The 23310-nt window shown below is 38.5% G+C and carries 11 protein-coding genes; 3 read left to right on the top strand and 8 right to left on the bottom strand.

Translation table 11 applies throughout. The features are described 5' to 3' along the window. Window positions 1-100: 100 nt before the first annotated feature. The 3 genes from H0U71_07075 to H0U71_07065 form a co-directional block, all read right to left on the bottom strand. A complete protein-coding gene (locus tag H0U71_07075; GenBank protein ID MBA2654813.1) occupies window positions 101-3172 on the bottom strand; it encodes a cyclic nucleotide-binding domain-containing protein in 3072 nt (1023 codons plus the stop codon). Between the two features lie 12 nt (window positions 3173-3184). Then, entirely contained in the window at window positions 3185-4585 is a 1401-nt protein-coding gene (locus H0U71_07070) for a homospermidine synthase (protein MBA2654812.1), read from the bottom strand. A gap of 71 nt (window positions 4586-4656) precedes the next feature. Next, window positions 4657-5568 (bottom strand): cation transporter, encoded by a 912-nt coding sequence (locus tag H0U71_07065; protein MBA2654811.1) that lies wholly within the window; start codon window positions 5566-5568, stop codon window positions 4657-4659. A gap of 278 nt (window positions 5569-5846) precedes the next feature. On the opposite strand from H0U71_07065, the gene H0U71_07060 reads away from it, so the two are divergent. Then, window positions 5847-6176: a hypothetical protein gene (locus H0U71_07060; GenBank protein ID MBA2654810.1), complete on the top strand. Its 330-nt coding sequence runs from the start codon at window positions 5847-5849 to the stop codon at window positions 6174-6176. Between the two features lie 29 nt (window positions 6177-6205). After that, window positions 6206-7795, top strand: coding sequence for a Na+/H+ antiporter (locus H0U71_07055; GenBank protein MBA2654809.1), 1590 nt, complete (start codon window positions 6206-6208; stop codon window positions 7793-7795). Between the two features lie 35 nt (window positions 7796-7830). On the opposite strand, the gene H0U71_07050 is transcribed toward H0U71_07055, so the two are convergent. The 3 genes from H0U71_07050 to H0U71_07040 all read right to left on the bottom strand — a co-directional run bounded on the left by H0U71_07050 (window position 7831) and on the right by H0U71_07040 (window position 14743). Continuing rightward, window positions 7831-8358, bottom strand: coding sequence for a hypothetical protein (locus tag H0U71_07050; protein MBA2654808.1), 528 nt, complete (start codon window positions 8356-8358; stop codon window positions 7831-7833). 89 nt (window positions 8359-8447) lie between these two features. After that, window positions 8448-8909: a VOC family protein gene (locus H0U71_07045; GenBank protein MBA2654807.1), complete on the bottom strand. Its 462-nt coding sequence runs from the start codon at window positions 8907-8909 to the stop codon at window positions 8448-8450. Window positions 8910-9040: 131 nt separating this feature from the next. Further along, a complete protein-coding gene (locus H0U71_07040; GenBank protein MBA2654806.1) occupies window positions 9041-14743 on the bottom strand; it encodes an EAL domain-containing protein in 5703 nt (1900 codons plus the stop codon). Window positions 14744-14901: 158 nt separating this feature from the next. Here H0U71_07040 and H0U71_07035 point away from each other — a divergent pair, with 158 nt between their 5' ends. Continuing rightward, window positions 14902-20133 carry an AAA family ATPase gene (locus tag H0U71_07035; GenBank protein ID MBA2654805.1) on the top strand — a complete coding sequence of 1744 codons (5232 nt, stop codon included), beginning with the start codon at window positions 14902-14904 and terminating at the stop codon, window positions 20131-20133. A 180-nt stretch (window positions 20134-20313) separates the two neighbouring features. On the opposite strand, the gene H0U71_07030 is transcribed toward H0U71_07035, so the two are convergent. Both H0U71_07030 and H0U71_07025 read right to left on the bottom strand, forming a co-directional pair. Further along, window positions 20314-22413, bottom strand: coding sequence for an EAL domain-containing protein (locus H0U71_07030; protein MBA2654804.1), 2100 nt, complete (start codon window positions 22411-22413; stop codon window positions 20314-20316). A 14-nt stretch (window positions 22414-22427) separates the two neighbouring features. Then, on the bottom strand, window positions 22428-23273 hold the full coding sequence (locus H0U71_07025; protein ID MBA2654803.1) for a hypothetical protein: 846 nt from the start codon (window positions 23271-23273) through the stop codon (window positions 22428-22430). Window positions 23274-23310 lie beyond the last annotated feature (37 nt).

The following is a 23310-nucleotide window of genomic DNA, read 5'->3' as shown; positions in this document are numbered from 1 at the left end:
GGATCCCGCGAATAAATCGCGGGACGACGTGGAGGGGTTTGGTCGCGGGACGACGTGGAGGGTGGGTCGCGGGTAACCACTTCTCTTTCGACAAAACCGATTAATTGCGTAGTCGTCGGGACAAAATCTTCAATAAACTCAAAGCAACTTCGGGGTGGACTAATAATGCTTCTTCAAAATCTGGCCCATCTATTCTAAGCACGTGGGTGTCTTGTAAAGCAATTGCACTGGCAGAACGGGGCAGTTTATCCAGAAGTGCCATTTCCCCTAAGCACTCTCCAGGGCCAAGTTGGGATAACTCTTCGTTGTTTGTCTGAATACTCACTAGCCCTGCTGTTATTAAATATAAAGAGTCGCCTTTGTCTCCTTCCTTAAAAAGGCATTCGTTCGTAAAGAAATGGTCTTCATGCACTATTTCGGCAAAGCCGAGTAAATAATGGGTTGCGATAGTGCTGAATAGTTCAATTTGTTTCAGCAGTAAAACAGTATTAATTTTTGATGTTAAGAAGTGCTCTTGTTTATCCATGGGACTTTCCTTGATGACAATGTCGTTTTCAACGATGTAGTACAGCGTGAGCGATCGCACCCAACAATCCATTGCTAGTAATTGACTAATAATGGCAGGTTGCATGCCTATATTGTGAGATTTGAGAGAATCAAGTGGCGGTAAAAATAATTTTGTTATTTGATTGAAATGAGTGCGTGAAACAGACACCTCCAGAAACTCTAATATTTCAGCGCCTAATTTTTCCTCATGAATAGTTTCTAAGTGGGGAATGACACGGCCTAATTCTTTTAAACCATAATATAAACCCAATAAATTAAAAAATATTTCCGCATAAAAATAGAAGGTATCATAAAATAAAGCGCGTAATTTTGTCGCAGTATTAATTTCTAAGTAGGCGCTTTTTAGTGTTAATAACTGTTGTTGCAATCGGGCTAATGCGATTTTAAGTTCTTGCTTCAAATCAGCAGGTAATGTCATTGGATAATTGAATAACTGCAAACCCTCTTTGGCTGCAACAAGCAGCATGGGTGAAGATTGCTTATTGTTGAGGACACGCAAAAGATAGTTCAAAGAAACCACGCCGCCTATCTTACCTAAAATACTTAATAAAAAACTGCGCACTTTTTCTGATAAATCTGCATCATTGTAAAATATAATCAAAGCTGACTCTGTCTCTGACGGCATAGCATGCAATGCTCTGCGGACATCATTCCATGTCGAAGAAGAGTTTACTAAGTTTTTGATGAGATTTGGAATTAAGCGGGGATAGGGTAGAGCGGGGACCGCTTGGATTGCTTTGATGCGTACTTTTGCATCGGTGTGACAAAGCAGTTTATTGAGGGGGAGAGTCATCCCGGAACCACCGATTTCTTGGATAAGCTTTAAAGCGTCGAGGGGATTATTTTTTAATAAAAGAGCGAGTTCTTCCCTGACAATAATTTTGCCTTTTTTACCTCGATATTTGAAGCAATTCACTAAGCTTGCCATCTTAATTGAACTATCTTCGGAATGAAAAAATCGTTCAAAGACATCAAGAGGAAATGTATTCATCAATTTACAGTATATATTTAATGCCACCCTGATTATGCGGGCGTTTTCTGCTACTAAGAATTTTTCGATGACGGGTAGGTCTTCTCTATTTCCTACACGCCCTAGCACATTTAAGATAAATTCAATGACAGCATTATCTTTGCTAAAGCTCAGTATTTCTTTAAGTTGTGGCTTAAATTGTTTCAGTGTTTTCTCGGGCAAAACATTCAAGACAAAAAGTAATTTTGTCGCATTCGTTTCTTCTAATAAATTTTTCACCAATGGATAATTATCGGATGCCATTAATGATTTGTGAAAGGTAGCGATATCAGCTTCCAATTCCTCAGTGTACAATTTATCACTACGTAACATATTAGATAATGCTATTTGATAACGTTTTTTGAGAGGAAAAATCAAAGCAATCCAAACACCAGCCATTAAGAATAAAGTGACGGTATAAACTTGAATGGGCGCGTTGATAATGGCATAAACAAAAAGAATTAATGCAATCACAATTTTACCGGCAGGTTCAAGAATTCCGTTAGCTAAGGCTGAGCTATAAAGACGCGTCTTGGTAGATAATGGTAAAAACAATAATTGGCGACTGGATAGGTCAACTGTTTCTGAGAGCGCTAAGTAAGTGAAATTGATTGCGGTTGCAAAAAATAAAGTAGGATAACCTGCAAAAAATATACTTTGAATCATTAGCAAAAATGGCAGTACAAACAGATTTTTGATTACCCCTAAACGTGTAAGTAGCCATGTGCCCAATAACGTTTCAATGCCTAATTGCACGAAGCCAATCACCATAAAAAATTTACCGAAAAATCCTGCGAGTTCGGCTCCTGCAATAACCTGACTTGCCGTAATTAACATTTGATAATCAGCAATAACAAAGCAGATGGCACTGGCAATAGTTATTAAAAAAATTAATTTTAGATAGGGGTGTTCTATTAAATTTTTTAAGGGTATTTTAACGTGTTGTTTATGACTATTAATTTGGCAAGGTTTGGCCACGATGGATATGTAGTAGCCAATCACACTGGTTAACAAAAGAATTATCACCGCTACATAAAGTAAATTTTTAACAAGAATGTATTTTGAGGTTATTAATGTGAATAAACCGCCTAGTATTGACCCGAGCGCCATACCAATCAGGATGTAACTATACAAACGCCTCGCATCGCGTGAAGAGAAATAGTCTCCCAGGTAAGAAAAAAACAGCGCTATCTTAAATCCAGCACAGGCTTCGATCCAAACAATTAGCGCAAAATAAATCCAAGAGGGTACAGGGCTGAGCTCAAGTAATTGTCTAAATAGTATGATGCTAAGCGCAATTAGCCCATCGCAAGTGATGATTAATTTAACGCGAGGTAATTTATTTATAAAATGACTATAGAGCCAAGTGATAATAATAGTGGAGACTGAAATGCTGATAAAAATCCAGGGGAGCAGGTCCTTTAAGGTGCCTATATCGAGTCGTGATAAAAAAAGTGTTTCTCCTGTACTCACACCGACAACATAGAAACTGCTGATGGCGGTTAAATAGAAGAGGAACAATTGAACGATAAAGAATTCAGTTGGCTTGATTTGATACCAGCGTGAAAAAAAATTTAGTAGCTTGAATCCATTCATAGGTCAAAATTATCAAACGCGAATGTTTATAAATTGCCAAGGATCTGTTCGATCAAGTTTTTCAGAAAATAATTTTTCACGATCATTAATGGGGGTCCAGTCAGTATAATATCCTGCGACCTCTCCAAGGTAAGGACGTGCAATATTCAGTATAAATGTATGATCGATGTCTTCCGGCTCCACGAGACCTTCATCGGGGTGTTCTAATGCCCAAAGCATTCCCGCAAGTACACTTGCGGAGACTTGCAAACTAGTTGCATTATTATGAGGCGCTAACTTTCTTGCCTCTGTGATCGAAAGGATAGATCCATACCAATAGGCGCCCTTGGTGTTGCCCATCAATAACACCCCTAATTCATCCGCTCCGTCGGTAATCTCTTGCATCAACAAGCGTTTCGATTTTTGAGGTTGCCACTCGTGTCCTGCTAGTTCATTAATAGACAACACAGCATCTTGGCACGGATGATAAGCATAATGCACCGTGGGACGGTAATGAACTTTGCCATTTTCCTGTATCGTATAATAGTCTGCAATCGAAATCGTTTCGCCATGTGTTATCAAAAAGCCATGAAATGATCCGCTGATAGGTGCCCATGTCCGCACACGCACTGCAGCGCCAGGGCAACTGAGATAGATTGCAGATTTTGAGCCAAACGTATGCTGATGTCCATCAGCCGGCCAATGTCTCTCGTGTGTCCCCCAACCCAATTCCGCTGGCTGTAATCCTTCTGAAATGAAGCCATCTACTGACCAGGTATTGACAAATTCATCAGAAGACTTTGGTATGGTCGAAGTTTGTGAATCATATTCCGCGATATGAATCGCTTTTATATGAAGCTGCTCACTCAGCTTAGCCCACCCAGATTGTGACAAGGGTTCACTCACTACTTCGCCATTATCTTTGGCGATATTTAATAATGCAGCTTTAAGAAAATAGGATACCAAGCCTGGGTTTGCACCATGCGTAATAACCGCGGTGGGTCCGCCCGAGTTATGATGCTTAATTTCCATTACCCGTTCTCTGAGCGCATAATTTGAGCGAAGTGATGGATCAAGCTCAGCATCTGTATACCCACCTTCCCAAGGCTCAATACAGGTATCAAGATACAACGCCCCTTGTTGTCGACAGAGTTTAATCAGGTCAAGGCTTGAGACAGACACCGAAAGATTGAGAACGAAGTCACCCTGCGAAAGAAGGGGGCTCAGCACTGCTTGGTAGTTTTGAGCAGTGAGGGTCTCTAATTGAAAGTTAATGCCGTATTCTTGAGCAACGTTTAACCCCTGATTATTCACGGTAATGATGGTGATTTGTTGTGGTTCTATTTGAATGTGGCGAAATATAAGCGGCAGAACACTTTGAGCGATGCTACCGAATCCAATGATGACTAATTTCTGAGTGAATTTAAAATAAATAGGGTTCGCATTACTCACTGTATTTCCTTTAAGTTCAGCGCAAAACTGAACGTTCGAGCAAAATTCAAAAATTAGTGCTGTGAAGCTAAACTACAAAAATTATCTTCATCCATACATATTTTACGTTCGTACTGCAATGTGGTATGGGTAATACTAAATTCGGTGGCTAACATTTCACGCATCTGCTGCACCACTTGGGCGCCATCATATTTCTCATTAACCACAACGTGCGCGGTTAAACTTATGCGTTCGCTGGTAATTCCCCAGACATGTAATTCGTGGATATTCAGCACCCCTGCAATAGAGCAGATAGCCGCCGAAAGTTTGGGTAAATCTATTCCTTCAGGCACCCCTTCCAATAAAATATTCACACTTTCTTTTAGTAGAATCCAGGAGCGGGGGAGCACCCATAACCCTATCAAAACGGCAATGATCGAGTCGACAAAAGTCCAACCTGAGACTTGAATGATAATCGCGCCTAAAATTACGCCGAGGGAGCCAAGCATGTCGCTCCATACTTCGAGATAAGCGCCTTTTATATTAAGACTTTTATCCTTGCCAGCGGTAAGTAATTTCATTGAGATAAGATTAACTATTAAACCTAAGGTGGCAATGATCAGCATACCTTGGGAATGGATTTCAGGAGGTTTACTAAAGCGGATATAGGCTTCATACAAAATGTAAATCGCAACTACAAATAACATCATCGTGTTAAAAGCAGCGGCTAATATCTCGAATCGATAATAACCAAATGTCCGTGAAGCGTCAGCGGGGCGCCGACCAATTTTAATGGCCATTAAAGCGATTATTAATGCAGTCACATCTGTTAGCATATGCGCCGCATCTGAAATTAATGCAAGAGACCCTGTAAGCACTCCACCGATGATCTCAGCAAACATAAAAAGACCCGTCAGAATCAAGGCATAGATTAACGGCCTTTCTTTAGTCGTAGTTGGAATAGCATGACTGTGACCTTTGCCCATTGAGTTATCCTTGTTCTTTGCCGCACTGCGGTAGAATTTTGACTTGCCGGGTGAGAGAGTACTACCCCGCTAACTTTATTGTGATAAGAGATTAATTGTTTTATTAGCCGCTAGCAAGTAGCGTGTTTGGCTTCTTATGTATAATGTGTGTTATTATTCGCGCTGGGTTAGCGCGTTAAAGATTCAGTGCCTCCCGTAAGACCGATCAGTACTTTTTAATTAAGCCATTCTATTTTGGCTCTGTATCCAAGCATCTCAATGATAAATTTGAGAAAAAAATGTTAGAAAAACGTTTAAAAAGTGTCAGACAGGGCTCGTCATTTTTTTGTCTAGGAACTCTATTCACTTTCTTTTCGGGGCGCAGCTCTTTGTATACTGGCAATTTTTTTGCTGCATTTGCTCCCTGTTACAATTTTGGTGAAGGACGATTTGATGACGCCTTCATGAATTTAATCGCCATTTTTGCCACGAACTTGCTAGGATATTATTTAGAAGGCGGTTTGAATGAGGAGGATGCTTACAAAGTTTCATCCTTGATTATCATTGCAATGACCTCATACTTAATTAAAGAAGAAGAAACGCCTCAACTTAATCAGAAGTATTATTAGCTCTACCGTCAACACTAATGGAATAATGGATGAGTTTCATTGAAATATTGCTGGCGTTGCTTTTATTTTCAGCAATAGCTACCACACTTGCTTCTAAAATAAAAATGCCCGCCGAAATTTTTTTACTTTTAGCAAGTTTGCTAGTCAGTTTCATCCCAGGCCTACCCGATGTTAATTTTAAACCCAATTTATTGCTCGTCTTGTTTATTCCTCCCATAATATTTTCTGCCGCTTTCTTCACGTCATGGCGCGATTTTGTGGCTAACAAACGCCCTATTACGATGTTAGCGATTGGTTTGGTTTTATTCACAATGTGCGTTGTTGCAGTCGTAATGAAGCTATTAATTCCGGCGATGAGTTGGGCGGTGTGTTTTATATTTGGGGCAATTGTGTCGCCGACTGATGCCTCTTCAGCCATTTCTATTGTAAAAAAACTAAACATCCCTAGACGCCTAATAACAATCATTGAAGGCGAAAGTTTGATCAACGATGCAACCGCTTTGGTGGCTTATCGGTATGCGATTGCTGCATTAATGACGGGAACATTTTCATTGTGGGGTGCAGGAGTTGATTTTTTTATAGCCGCTTTAGGTGGGGTAATATTAGGCTATCTCATCGGATGGTTGAGTACACGCATGTATATCTGGTTAACCGTTGCGAAAGCGCAAAATATATTTTCTCTCCTTGTGCCTTATTTTGCTTATATTATTGCTGACCGTCTCCGAATTTCACCCATCATTTGTCTGGTGACTGCAGGAATATATTTTTCACGTAAATTCCCTATTATTACAGGCCCCTTATCTCGCCACAAAGCACATACCGTTTGGGAACAATTTATTTTCGTCATTAATGGTTTGATTTTTATCTTAATTGGATTGCAGCTGCGATTTGTAATTCAAGACTTAGGGCAATTTAGCTGGTCTCAAATTATCTCCTATGTCGTAATTATAAACGTGGTGATTCTTTTTATCCGTTTTGCTTGGGTTTACCCCTCAGCATACATTCCCCGATATTTCAGTGCTAAGCTGCGTGAAAACGATCCCGTGCCCCACTGGTCTGCATTGGCAACTTTAAGTTGGATTGGTATGCGCGGGCTTTTGTCCCTTATCTTAGTGATGTCTTTACCCAATTTTCTTCCCTCGGGTGAGCCATTTCCATATAGGTCACTCCTTATTTTATTAACTTATTCGATAATTTTAATCACATTACTCTTGCCCACCTTGACGCTTTCGTTGGTATCTAAATGGTTTCATTTTGAGAAAGATAGTCAATTTAATCACGAAGAGGCACTTGCCAGAATTGTCACCATGAAGGCGGTGCTTGAGGAGCTGGATAGAAACTCTCAGGCATCTACCGATATTAAAGGTTATATCGAAAAATTGCGTGTGCGTTACATAAGACGATTAGCTGCTTTAGAATCGAATTTGAAAGATGCGCCTTATTCGACACTTAATAAGATCGACCAAAAAATAAGAAAACTGACTCGCAATTTAATCAATACCGAACGTAAGGCACTTATTGATCTTAGAAAAAATGGTGTTATACATGATGATGTTTTTCATCGTTTGGAGAGGGAGCTAGACCTGGAGGATATGAGGCTAAAAAGTCCTCGCATTTAAAAAATCCCGGTACCTAGCGAGTACCGGGAAAAAATCTATTTTTTGTAAACCACTGTTTGTTGGAAAGGCTCATTTTTGCCATTAACGTTCATGCTACCTTTAGCGTGCATGGTCATTTCATTACCATTCACTTTAAACGAGCGTACTTCGTTAAACCGAGAATTGCTATCATTGATAATCAACTCATTATTTTGAGTCACGCCTTTGCCGGTCGTGACAGTAGGAGCGCCCCAGCTGTCAAACCACCAAATTTTTACTTTACCCTCTTTATCAATACCATACATACCCATGCCTTCGTAGGTGTTGTTTGCATTATCGACTGCAACGGCTTTGAGTTCTGTCACAAGAAATTGATGGTTCAGTGCCCAATAAATTTTGATGGTGTCATTCATTTTCGTTCCCATCATATTGCTCTGGCCTTGCCAAGTTCCAACCATGCTTTCCAATACTGCATTTTCAACTGGCTTAGGAGGCATCATTGCAGCTTCATCTTTAGCATAAGCAGAAGATATACTTCCTAACGCAGCAAGCGCTAAGCAACCTAACACGAATTTTTTTAACATAAACAAATACTCCATAGATTAATGATCATTAACGTAAAAAAAAAACATTCAAATATTTATAAAAGTGTGGGTGCAGTCGACCCGACTACTCAATTTTTTTGGAATTCTGCCATTCTAACTTCCATTTCTTCAGGCGTCACATCTTCAATATGGGTAGAAATGGTCCATTGATGCCCTGAGATGTCTTCGATAGTGCCGCTTCTATCACCATAAAACATATTGGTAAGAGGCCGAATCTCTTTGGCACCACAGGCAAGCGCTTTAGCAAAAACGTTATCTACATCTTCAACATATAATAGAAGCCCCACTGAAGACCCACCGTGTGTGTGAGGGCTTTTAGCATGGCTTTCTTCACATTCATCAGCAAGCATAATTTTGGAGGTGCCTAATTCCAACTCAGCATGGGCTATCTTGCCCTCGCGTTCCATACGCATAAATTCCTTAGCACCGAAAACCTTGGTGTAGAATTCAATAGCTTTTGAAGCATTGTTTACGATTAAATAAGGGGTAACGCTGTGATACCCTTCAGGTATGGCTTTAACTTTTGTCATATTGGTGGCTCCATAATTAAAGGAGCTAGCATAAGAATATTTAGGCTGGTTGTCACCCTAAATTGGTGAGATTAGCTTTACAGAGAGTGTTTCCGAGCTCAACATTGCAAATACCAAACGGACTTATTATATTATGCGGTCTTTTTTAAAAATTCTTCGCATTCTGCTGTGCTAAGGGGGTAACTAAAGTAGTAGCCTTGGATGGCATCAATATTTAGATCTCTCGCGATCTTTAGTTGCGCTTCATTTTCAATGCCTTCAGCAATTACTTCTAATTTTAATTCATGCGCAAGAGCGGTAATGGCCGCTACGATAATCAAATCGAAATCATTATCGGAGCTTTTTTTGAAAAATGATTGATCAATTTTGATCTTACTTACAGGCAAGCGTTTAAGATATCCTAAACTAGAATAACCGGCACCAAAGTCATCTATGACAAGTTTTATTCCTAAGCGTAGCAACGCATCAATTTCCTCAAATACCCGAGTGTTGGTTTCGATAAAGGTCGATTCAGTTAATTCAAGTTCTAAATAATGTGCGTCTAAATCAAATTTGTTTAGAGTGGCAGCAATAAACTTACTTAAGGATTGGCGATGAAATTGTATCACTGAGGTATTGACCGCGATAGGAACTTTTAACAAATTACTCATCTGCCATAGCTTGGCTTGCTGACATATTTTATAAATAAGCCATTCACTCACAGGAATTATGAGTGCTTTTTTCTCTAATACATCGATAAAATGCTTCGCTTCTAATAAACCCTTTTTAGGGTGATCCCAGCGCAGTAACGCTTCAAAACTGACGACTTTATTATTCATAATATCTATGATTGGCTGATAATAAATTCGAAATTCATGATTTTCGAGAGCGTGTTGCAGCTCCGATTCCATGCGATGTATTTCACGGTATTGCTCTTGTAAACTTTCTGAATAAAAGTGGTAGCGATTTTTGCCCTGTTCCTTGGCTTGATAAAGCGCAATGTCTGCTAACTTAATAAGTGATTTCACATCCTTAGCATCTTTGGGGTAAAGACAAATACCCATGCTAGAGGTAATCTGCACTTGATGACCCAGCAGTTGCACAGGCTCAGTGATGGAACGAAATAATCGATCTGCAATCACCGTAATTTGACGAACGTCCTCTATTCCTACCAGCATAATAGCAAATTCATCGCCCCCAAGTCGCGCAGCAATATCTCCCTCGCGTAATCCCTCTGAGATTTTTTCGGTAACATAAACAAGTAATCTATCGCCAATTTCGTGGCCTAACGTATCATTAATGGTTTTAAAATTATCCAAGTCCAAAAAGAACAATACGATTTGTTTATTCATGCGCGTAGCTTGACTAGCGCTAACTTTAAAAATTTGTTCCAATAGATTTCTATTTGCCAATCCCGTCAATGAATCATGACTTGCTTGATGATAAAGCCGTGCATTTTCAAGTGAAATCATTGCCGACGAAGCAATTAATTGCAAGCTTTGTAAGTTTTGTGTCGTGAAAACATGGCTGCTACTTTTGTTTTCTAAATACAACATGCGTGTTAATTGCCCTTGATATAAGATGGGCAACATAAGCAGAGACCTTGGCTTATCATTCTGAATGTAAGGATCAATCATTGTTATCTGAGACTGAGTAGCTTCTTGAATAATGATTGGCTGCATTGTGCGTTGGACATAATTTAATAATGAAAGGGGAAGTTTCTGGGAGGTTACTGGTTCTTCTTTGCTGAGATAGATTAATTGCTCTTCAATGTTTCCATCTGCTTCGATTAGCCACTTATTAGATTTCTTAACCAAAATTATACCACGTTGGGCACCAGTAACTTCGAGGATCACTAATAAAAGTTTTTTACGGAGGCGGTCTAGACGAATTTCGCTCGTTATAATTTCCGTAGATTTTAAAATAGCCAGCATATCTAATGACATCGGTTGATTAATGGCAGGGGGCATTTCAGGTGTTTCATCTTTAGAAATAGAAAAGCACTCAGGATAGGTTTCAACAAGTATTTTACATTTTTCTAATGCACCAAACTCTTTATACATTGAATAGGCTTCTGCAAAATAAAAAGCCGCCAGTTTATGTGTTTTTAGGCTAATGTAAAAACGTCCGGTACATTCACTGGCAATTGCGGCTAAGAATAAGGCATTATTTTTCTGTGCTGTTTTAATAGTTTGATCATACAAGAGGATTGCTTTATTGGTATCCTTGTTATTCGCAGCCAATTCGGCTTCTAACAAGGAAAGATAAGCGCCAAAGTTAATGTCGCACCAGCTCGCCCAACGCTTTATCTGGCGAAGTGCTTTTTTAAGCGCTCTCGAAAATTTAAATCGTTCCCAAGGATCCGCTTGTTTATAGCAAGTTGTCATAGCAAGTGCATAATAAAATATAAATTCAACATTACTCACCATACCTTGCCCATATTGGGAATTTTTCCAATAATGATGTCCATACTTTAATGCATTAGCCATATCACCATATAGAAAGAAGATTTTAGTGAGATAACTATAAAAGAAGCACAGTTCGGTTTTACTGCCACCTGCAAGAATACGCATTTCATATTCGAGTACGGTTGATTGTTTAAATTCACTCTTCTGCTCTAGACAGGGCATAAGATAATTCCAAAATGAAACTACTCCTCTGAAATCACTAATTTTTGCTTTAGCCACAAATGAGTTAGTATCCTGTAGATAGCCAATTGTCTCTGATAATGATTTACCTGCCAAAAAAGAAGTATTTACTAATAATAAATTGCAATAGTGAGCGTAGACTAAATCGCCAGTATTATAACTTAGTTGAAATGCACGGCTAAGAATTTCAGGGCAAGCATTAACATCAATTCGCCACGGATCAATAAAGGCGCCTAATATAAATTGATTTTTACCTTCAAAAGTAGAGGTGCCATATTTTTCTTTTAACTTATTACTAAACTCTACAAAATCAATGCCCGCTTGATACATGTTAAGTGAATGCATAATAACGAAGGCATAGACAGGAAATGACATGGCATTACTATCGGTGTAACCATAATTAAGGCTGAGATAAATGTTGGTGCACGATAATAAAACAAACAGATTCTGGTCGATAATAAACGCGTTATTTAGAAGTTGGGTGATAAGATCTACTGTCGCTTTTTGCTCCGGGTTATGGATGGGCAACAAATCGATATCTTGGACTCGTCTCCTACCTATTTTAATTTTAATTTTTAAAATTGTTTTTAACACGTGAAGTGTTTTTGCTTTGCGTGGTATTTTAATGCCAAGCATATTTAAAGCACGCAAGCCAAGAGTAAGTGCTTCTCCATGGGCATTCAAAGTAGATAGCATTTCGCAATTGAGTCGATAAATTTCTATTTTATCTAAAGTATTCTTGGCATTATTTATGAGTGTTTGGAAATGCTTTTCTGCTTCTTCAAAATCACCGGTGAGATATTTGCATGCTGCTAAATTTTTATAAATATTAAAAGTTAAATTATAATTATCTTTCCAGTCATCTTCGTTGAGTAAATTCGCTCCTGCTTGAAGGTATTCTTTAGCGGCTTGATAAGCCGTAGATGCTTTAGCTTTTTCTCCTGCCCAAAGATTATATTGAGCAAGCTGGTGTTTTTCTTCAGGCGAAGAAATAAGCGACAGACTGTAGTTGAAATGTTCCATTATTTCAAAGAGGCGTTCATCTTGTTCCGTCAAAATTTTTTCTTTTAACAATAATCGACCAATTCTAAGATGCAGATCATTTCTTTTAGTATAAGGAATGAGTTCATATGCCGCTTGCTGAATTCGATCATGGGCAAAACGATAATGTAACTCAAGCTTGTCGAGCGTTACATCTGATTCAACGAGAGCTACTACTGTTGTAGTTTTATAAATTTCATCCAAATTAATTATCAAATTATATTTAATCGCTTCTAAAAGCTGCTGCCCTATTTTCATCGCTGGCTGCTGACTTACTAAAACTAACTGTTTAAGGGTAAAGCGATGGCCAAAACATGCGGCTAATTTGAGTATTTCTTGCGTGTCTGGAGAGAGTTGATTGATTTTAGCGGTGAGTAGATCGATTACATTATCCGTGACCGTTTGTTGCATTATTTTTTTAATGTTCCATTCCCATTGACTATCTTGATGTGAAAAAAACAGTAAACCTTCCTGATAAAGCATTTTCAAAAATATATTGAGAAAAAAAGGATTGCCCTGAGTTTTTTGGTGTAAGGGAGTGGCTAATCCGCTTACATCATCCTCTGTAGCCGCTAAGGTGTCACTGAGTAGATCTTGAATGTCTTTCAATAATAACGGTTTTAATGCAATATTGCTTACTGCTACATTTATTTTTTTCAGCGTACGAAGGGTTACTTTTAATGGGTGACTGCTGTCTACTTCATTGCTTCGATACGCACCGATAATTAATATATAGTGTGTTTCTTTATCTGAAAGGACATTTTCAATTAATTTCAATGAAGCAATATCAGCCCATTGCAAATCATCTAAAAAGATCACAATTGGGTGATCAGCTTGGGCAAAGACTTGTACAAACTTCAAAAACACAAAATTAAATCGATGCTGTGCTTCAGCGGAATTTAGGGGGGGGGCGGATGGTTGTCTGCCGATAATTAATTCTACTTCGGGAATCACATCTATTACAATTTGGCCCATATTGTTAAGCGCCTTCAACAAAAGACGACGTATTTTATCTAAATTATTTTCGCTTTCAGCAAGCAATTGGGTAACTAAACCTTGAAAAGCAGTTACAATAGCACTAAAGGGAATCGAGGATTGCATTTGATCAAATTTGCCTTGAATGTAGTAGCCCTTTTTTTCAATGATAGGCTTTTGAACTTCTTTCACCACTGAGGTTTTACCCACCCCCGAGTACCCAGATATTAATACAATTTCACTGGCACCTTGGCTGACACGCATAAAGGCGGAATATAAATCCGCTACTTGTTTTTTTCGACCATATAATCGATCCGAAATGAACAAACGATCATGCATATCTTTTTCACCGATAGTAAATAGATCGATCTTTTTATTTTCATGCCACTGCCGTTGACATTCTAATAGATCGGCTCTAAGCCCAGCGGAGCTGATATAGCGTTCTTCGGACATTTTAGACAACAACTTAGTAATAATGGCATCAATGGGAGCAGGAACAGCTGAATTATACTGACTGACTAAAGGGGCGGGTTTTGCCAGAATTAAATGTATTAATTGTAGCTGATCTTGGGATTGAAAGGGGCGGCGCCCAGTTAGCAGTTCAAAAAAAACTACTCCCATAGAATAAAAATCCGTACGATAATCAATCGGTCGATTAATTCTTCCTGTTTGTTCTGGGGCGGTATAAGCGGAAAGTTCTTGATATTCTTTGTCAGATTGGTACTCCTGGCTTTCCTCTACTAATTGAGCGGAGAGACTGAAGTCAACTAATTTAAGAATATTATCCTTTATATAAATAGAGACCGGTCGGAAATTTTTATAGATGATATTATTTTCATGAAGTTCGCCAACAATTTGGTTTAGAGCTAAGGCTACGGTGAAAAAATTATCTAAATCGATAGGTTGGTTGTCAAAATACGTCTGAAGTGATTCTCCTGCAACATCCTCCAAAATCAATGCTGTAATATCGCCTTCGATAAAATCAACAACATGAATAACTCCTTTTATGTGCTCAATCTGCTTTAAAATTTGATATTCATGCTGCAATAAGGCAATTTCTTTTTCCGAAGGGTGTTTCTGGCGTGTTATTTTTAAAATAACCTTTTTATTATTCTTAATGCATAAGCCGCGATAAACGTCAAAGCGATCATCATAATGTAATTTTTCCTGTAGCAAGTACCCCTTAATCATCAATATTCCTATATGTTGATTTCACTTCAACAAGGTGATCCTTCAAGTCCCTTAATTATAGCATTTACTCTACCATCAAATTGTGGCCTGTAGCTTGACAGCGTTACCCTTATTAAGGAACTACTATACTTACAGTAGTAGATATAGAGGACAGGTAAGTGTTTGAAGTTAGCGGATTTTCATCCCTGCAACTTCTGAAAAGAGATGGTAGAACAGCTCTCTATCGATGTATAAGGTTGCAGGATAATAGACCGGTTATATTAAAAAAAATTGTAACTGAGCCCCCAGACTTAGATGATTTAAAACGTCTACAGGAAGAGTATGTCTTACTAACTAAGCTCCCTTTAAAAGATATCCTTAAACCTATTGAATTTATTGATAACGGCAAACAAGCAGCTTATGTCTTAGAGGATGATGGAGAAGTAGTATTATCGCAATTCATGTCCGAAAACACCTTCAGCATAGAGCAGTTTTTATCTATTGCGATTTCCTTAACGGACGTTATTAGCGATTTGCATTACAGAAATATGATCCATAAAGATATCAAACCTGCGAATATCTTAATCAATTTAAAACGATGTAATGCCAAAATCATTAACTTCGAAGCCATGACTATTCCTTGGCATGCTTATAGCTCTGATCTTTTACGAGAGACACTGGCCTACATATCACCAGAACAAACTGGGCGTATGAATCGCCCTATAGACTACCGCACCGATTTTTATTCACTCGGTGTCACATTGTATGAAATGTTAGTGCGTGACGTACCTTTCAAATCATCGGATGCCATTGGAATGGTGCATTCACACATCACCAAAATTCCTGTACTTCCAGAAATAATAAATCCTAAAATTCCTGCCATGATTAGCAATATTGTTATGAAGCTTTTATCTAAAATTCCCGAAGATCGCTACCAAAGTACTTTTGGATTAAAGACTGATTTACAACAATGTCTTATACGCTACAAAGCGACTGGCATGATAAAGGAATTTCCACTAGCAAAACGCGATATTTCCGAACACTTTATTATTTCGCGTAAATTATATGGCAGAGAAAAAGAATTAGAGCTATTGCAAAAGGGTTTCGAAGAAGCGCGTGAAGGTAAAGCCAATATCGTTTTTGTGACGGGCTCTGCGGGTGTCGGTAAGTCGATGCTCATAAATGAAATTCATAAACCTGTGGTAGCCAACCATGGCTACTATTGCAGCGCTAAGTTTGATCAATTTCAAAAAGACATTCCCTACAGTGCATTCGTCAATCTGTTCACTAGCTTAGTGAAGCAAGTTCTAACTGAAAATGAAGAGAATTTGCGTTACTGGAAGGAAGCCATCATCGAAAAAGTAGGCGACAATATATCTATACTCACTAATTTAGTGCCGGACCTGGAACTTATTGTTGGGCACCATGTAGATGAGAGTGAAATAGAGCCTGAGAATGCCAAGGTAATTTTTTATCGTGTTATCAAAGATTTCATTCAAGTCTTCGCCACTAAGGATCATCCGTTGGTTCTTTTTATTGATGATATGCAATGGAGTAGTTTTTCATCCCTCGAGCTTTTAAAATGCATAATTGATTCAGACGTTAGTAACCTATTAATTATTGGGGCTTATCGCTCTAACGAAATAACTAGTCAACATCCTCTTGCTAATGTATTTGGAACTATTAAAAGCATCAAACTCACGCCGTTGAGTTTGTTGCAGGTTCAACAATTAATTTCTGATACTTTGTTTCGTGAACCCAGTGCTGTGACTGATCTAGCAAAAATTTGTTACCAAAAAACCAAAGGTAACCCTTTTTTTACCAATCAATTATTAATCATGATGTATGAAGAAAGACTCATTTGGTTTGATCCTGTGCATGGAATGTGGAAATGGGATATTAACATAATTAAAAAACTTCCCGCCACGGAGAATGTGGTTGATTTGATGATCCGAAAACTTAAAAAATTTCCTGACAAAACGAAAGATTTATTGAAACTAGCTGCTTGTATTGGCAATGCATTTTCACTCGATACATTAACGCAAATCAGTCATTCTGCTACCATGTTGGATGTGGTAACGGCATTACGCCCTGCCTTAAATGAAGGATACATTCTTCCTTATGATGGAGAGATGCAGGCATACGGCGATGGCTCTTCTTCTTTCTATTATAAATTTTTACATGATCGCGTGCACCAAGCCGCTTATGAATTAATCAGCGAAGAGCAAAAAAAGATTGCGCATAAAAAAATTGGTGAAGTGATGTTAGCTAATGCTGACAACGAAACGATTAAAAAAAATATCTTTTTCATTGTTAATCATTTTAATTCCGCTATTGATTTGATGACTCTGCCGAATGAGAAATTAGAATTAGCTAACCTGAATTTAATGGCAGGTCAAAAAGCCAAAGAATCAGTTGCTTTTAGCCAGGCACTGTTGAATTTACAAGTTGGTTTGTGGTTAATCGATGATAATGCCTGGAATGAAAACTATTCGCTAGCATTGGCCCTTTACACGGAAGCGGCCACGCTCGCCTATTTAACGAATAATCATAGTGATATGGAACAGTGGAGTGCTAAAGTTTTTCAAAAAGCAAAAACCTTACTCGATACCATGAAAATATACGAGTTAAAAATAGATGCTTACACCAAACAGGATAAATGCACTAAAGCAATTATTACCGCCAAGGAAGCATTATATAAGCTCGGGGTTTCCCTACCCACAAAACTTACTAAACTACATGTGGTTAATAACATTCTCAAAATCAAAGCGATTTCGTATGTAAAATCGACTGACTCAATAATACACATGCCACCTTTGAAAAACCCTAAAATGATGGCAATACTTAGAATTTTGGTTAAGACCATGCCCGCCGCACAGACTAAAGCTATTGATTTGTTAGCTCTCTTGGCAACAACTACTGTTTTACTTTCGTTAAAATATGGTAACACCTCTATTTCGCCAATCGCTTATGGAATGACGGGACTCATCTTCTGGAGAATAGGTGATATAAAAAATACCCGTAAGTTTAGTGATTTGGCAGCCACCCTAGGAGCTCATTCAAAGTCTAAGCGAGACAGAGGGCTGTCTTTATTTTCATCGAGTGCATATTTAAAACCCTGGTTGGGTCCCTTACCCGAATGTCTGCCAGGTCTTTTAGAGTCTTACAAGATTGCTACCGATTTAGGGGAGATTTCCTATATCGGTTATAGTGCCTTCTTTCTTAGTATCTATGAATTTTGGTCTCGTAATGATTTAGAAGCCACTTATAATGATTCTCTTAATTTTTTGAATGCAATCATTCCTTACAATCAAAATATTCCTATTTATTCAATTAATCTCCTTCTGCAATGGATGCAGAATCTGCGATATAATGTTACTGACCCGCTAACTCTGAGCGGGGAACATATGAATGAGGAAGAATGGCTCCATTTTCAAGGTAAAAGTAAAAATCAATTACAAGTTACTGCCTTTTATTTTGTTAAATTACATCTCAATTTTTTATTCGGCAAATACGCAGACGCGTGTAAGTTAGCGGATAAAATCAATGTGGAATATTTTATTGGAATGTACAGCTACCCACTTATTTTATTTTTCGGTTCCTTAAGCCGCTGTGCTTATTTTCACCAGCTCTCAAGTAGTGAACAACAATCTAATTTAAAGATTTTGCGAAAAAATATTCGAATATATAAGAAAATGGTTAAGTCGGCACCAATGAACTTCATGGATAAATATTTGCTGTTACAAGCAGAGTATGCACGGATTACCAACAAGCTACCCAGGGCGATTAAATTGTATGATAGGGCAATAGAAGCGGCTCACAATGACCAACATCTACACGAAGAAGCAGTGGCGAATGAAGTAGTAGCAAGATTCTATTTAGGCTACAACAAAAAATTAGCGCCTTCCTATTTACAAGACGCTTACTATGCTTACAAAAAATGGGGAGCTTTTTCAAAAACCTATGATCTACTTAATACTTATCCAGGATTAATTTTTGATCCTACTCTAGAGAATACCAAAGGTCAGGCGTCATTTCCGCAGTCACTTGATTTAAGCAGTATTTTAAAAGCATCTCAAGTCATCTCTCGAGAAATAGCGTTAGAAAAGCTGGTTAAGAAAACGCTGCGAATTATAGTTGAAAACTTAGGTGCCGATAGAGGGGTGTTGTTGCTTTTACGTAATAATGAATTATTGATTGAGGGTGAGTATACGCGTAGAGGTAAATTTTTATATATGTTAGATTCAATCCCTTATTTAGAGAGTAAGACGCTGCCTACCTCCATCATTGATTTTGTAAGGCGAACAGAAGAACTTGTGAAGATAGATGATCTATCTACGGATAAGCTTTTCGTACATGACTCCTATTTAATGTTAGAAAAACCTAAATCTATATTATGTTCTCCACTGCTGCAACACGGTGAATTGCAAGGAATATTATATTTTGAAAACAAAGTAGCTATTAATGCATTTACCAGCAATCACTTGCAATTGCTAAATTCGCTCTCTGCACAAATAGCAATTTCGATTGAGAATGCGAGATTGTATGAAGCCTTTAAACGATTTGTGCCGCAAGAATTTCTTAACTTACTCGATAAAGATAATGTGGTGGATGTTCAATTAGGCGATAGTATGCAGAAATCCATTTCCGTTCTCTTTATGGATATTGGTGGTTTCACCGCTTTATCAGAACGCATGTCACCTAATGATGTATTCCAATTTATTAATACCTATCTGAGTTACATGGAGCCCATCATTAGCATGAACCAGGGTTTCATAGATAAATATATCGGAGATGGAATCATGGCACTTTTCCCTGAAAATGCCGATGATGCGGTTAAGGCTGCCATTGACCTGCAAAAGACCATCACACGTTTTAATGAGATTGAATTGAGTCAATCTGATTTCACGATTAGCGCACGCGTGGGGATCAATACGGGTTTATCTATTCTGGGAACAATTGGCAGTAAGCACCGTATTGACGGGTCAGTAATAGGTGACGCGGTGAATACAGCTTCGCGAATTACCGACTTGAATGAACTTTACGGCGCTTCTATTTTAATCAGTGAGCACACGCGCAAGGCGTTGCAGCATCTTGAAAAATATCACTTGAGATTGATAGATAATGTCAAGGTAAAGGGCAAAGAAGAAATTATTGCGATTTGGGAAGTGTTATTCGACCTCGACCCAGAGCAGGAGAAGAATCTTATCAATACTTTCTCCCAAGCTTTTGATGAATATTCTCAGGGTGATTTCACCAAAGCAAGAACGCTCTTTTTGAAATGTTTGGAATACTCTCCCCATGATAAGGTAAGTGAGTATTATGTTAGAAAATGCGAAGAGCTGCTCACCACAGGCGTCCCTGAAAATTGGACAGGGGTAACTATCATCGCCGCCAAAGTTCATTTTTAGCTTATTAGCCTCTAGAGGCGAACATCCATATTTGGCTGAATTCCAACGAAAAACCAAAAGAAAACTGCTCACATACTTGTGTATGCTGCGCTTTTTCTTTTGGTTTTTCGTTGGAATTCAGCGTAAATCTGAATGTTCTTGCCGAACCAGATTTAGTGCTGAATAGTACATTTTTTATTATTACAAATCTCGCATAAACCTTGTTTTACTTTGCAGCAGCTCACTAATGACTTCCGGGTCAGCTGCGGGGCTAAAATAGAATCCTTGCGCGACATCACAGTCGTTCATTTGCAGAAATTCTAGCTGTTCCTTGGTCTCGACACCTTCTGCTACTACAACAATATTTAATTTTTTTGCTAATCCAATGATATTGGCGACGATGGCTCTACTATCACTACTGGTCACAACATCCTGAACAAACGATTTATCAATTTTAATCTTATCGACAGTGAGTTGTTTCAAGTTGGTAAGGCCGGAATAACCGGTTCCAAAATCGTCAATTGACAAGAGAAATCCCATTTCTCTTAATTCTCTAACTATGGGAATAACATCTTTTTGGAATACGGTGGTTTCGGTTAATTCTAATTCAATAAAATGGGGATCAAGTTTGACTTCTTTCAATATATTAATAATGGATTGCATGATGAACTTGTAGTGCAGCTGTTTGGCTGACAAGTTAATGGCGATTTTTAAAGGAGAGTGGCCCTCCTCATGCCATTGCTTAGTTTGCGCACAGGCAGAACGCAGCACCCATTCGCCTAGGGGGATAATAATACCGTTAGCTTCAGCAAGGGGGATGAAATTATCTGGCCCAATTCGACCTAATGCGGGATTTTCCCAGCGCACTAAAGCTTCCATCCCGGAAATTAACCCTGTTTTTAGATCAATGAACGGTTGATATTGGATAATGAATTCGGTTCGTAATAAGGCAGTATGTAAACCACTTTCCATTTCTAATTGTTTAGTAATAGAAGCATTGATTTCAGCTTTATACATTTTTATGCAGTTACCGCCGGGTTGCTTGGCTAACAACATGGCAGCGTCTGCATTCATGATTAACGAGGAGATATCCCTGCCATTACGTGGATAGAGACTGGCTCCGACGCTGGCAGTTAATTTTATAACTTGTTTTTCGGTGTAGATCGGTTTTTCAAGAATATTAAGTAAGGGCTCAATTTTTGCTTCCACTTCTTCAGGGCTAGTAATATGTTGCAGTAAAATAACAAAGACATCTTTACGCGATAGCGTTACGACATAATTATATACTTCAATATTATCTATGTTGGGTTCGCCATAAGCTTCTTGAAAACGTGATGCAACCGTTTTGATAACGATATCCCCAGTTTGATGACCCAAGGCGTTATAAATACGATCGATTTCATTAATTGAGAAAAACACTACACCTAACATTTCGTCGTGTTGACGACAAAAACGGACGGCTTTTTTCATGAACTGAACCAACGATCGATGGTTGGGTAAATCTGTGAGCAAATCATGGGTAGCCTGATAGGTGACTTGCCCTAAAGATTTTTCCAATTCTGTTGTTCTTTCTTTAACGCGTTGCTCTAGAAGTTTGTTCATATTTTCAAGTTTACCGGTCAAGGCAACATTGGTGAGACTCAATTGGAAGAATCGTTTTACCCACCTCGAGCCAAAGCGACAGACGGTAATAAGGAATAAGCCTAGGATCAATAAACTGGAACCAATGCCAAAACTAATATCCGTGCCTTGGTTGGGAACATTAAAATTATGTATCCATTGATATAAATAAAAAACTATCGAGGGCACTAATAAGCAACAAAGTGAAATAACGGCTAAAGTGAAATCGGTGATAGAGGGGAAGCTAAAACCAATAATGACGGCTAACAAAAACGACAAAGTATAGACTTGAAAATTAATTTCAGGCGTATAAAACAAGATAGGCATAATGCCCCATAAGATACAGATGACCCCAAAAATAATTGAGAATACTAGGCGCCAAATTTTATGCACTCTCGGGTCTGCTATTTTATTGCGATAATATCGCGCAGCGCCGATGTTAACTAAATTTGCTAGCACTAAAAGGCCATACCATCCTAATAAGAGACCAAGACTTGCCTTATTGAACATTACCCACAGAACAAACAAACCGGAAATAATATTAGTGGTACCACCCAGCGTAGACATATTAATGGCAATCTTGGAAGTTTCCAGATAGATTTGTTCATCGATAACTTTACGTTCTTCCGGGCTAAGAAAATGCGTTTCATGGCTCGGATTATTTGTTTTCTCTTCTAGCATTGTTACATCCTTGGCTAGTGTTTGTATCCTACAAGATAGGGGATATAGCTTTTAGCTTTTTTCGACCATAATTTACCTACCTCCCATTTATAATGAGGGGCATCCAGCTCTTTTATCATGAGCATCAATTCTTTTTGAGAATAAGTTCGTAAATTCGAAATCAAATAGTCCCACATGAAGCAAATGGGAGTAATGGGAACCACATAAGTGAGAAGAAACTTCGGCCATGTTAGTCGCCTTGCAAAAGGTATTACCAACCATACCATTATTGGACTTAGAAAAGCGCGTAGAATATCACTCACATGACGTTGCGTGCATTCAAAGAGAGCAATGGGGGCTTCGTTATCTACAGCGTCTTGTAAAATATTTTTTGCTTGTGCTGGCCCAAAATGATGGAAGGACGAAAAAAAACAGCGTAATCCTTTCAAAGAGGGGGGTAGCCGACAAGCGTCAATAGCCGACGGGTGACCAATTAATCTATTGTCGTAAGATTTCTCCAATCGCTTATACAATTCTAGATTAGGGTATTTGTCCGTTAACGTAATAGTAATATGTTGTAGATTGTTCGAATCGAGATAATCACGAAGTTGTTTAACGGGCCCGCCACTTCCAGAACAACAATCAATAATGCTGTTAGTATTAGTTTGATGCAAAAGCTCGGCAATTTTTTGATATGCCGGCTCATACATATGGAGTAGATTATAAAGCCCCAATAAACAGTCGGTAATGGATTCTCTTATGACGTGAGGACACCATCGCTGGTCTTCAATTTCAAATAAATGCCTGCGTCCCATACGAAGAATTCCCATTCGTTTATATCTGATTCTTAATAGCTTAGCTTCATTGTGGTTTTTTTCCAATAATGACTGCTTCACTGGACGGTAAACGTTTCAGCTT

This window comes from Gammaproteobacteria bacterium, from assembly GCA_013697705.1.
Taxonomy (GTDB): Bacteria; Pseudomonadota; Gammaproteobacteria; order UBA6002; family UBA6002; genus UBA6002.
The sequence above is the reverse complement of the archived record's forward strand: the minus strand, read 5'-3'. Positions and strand labels throughout refer to the sequence as shown.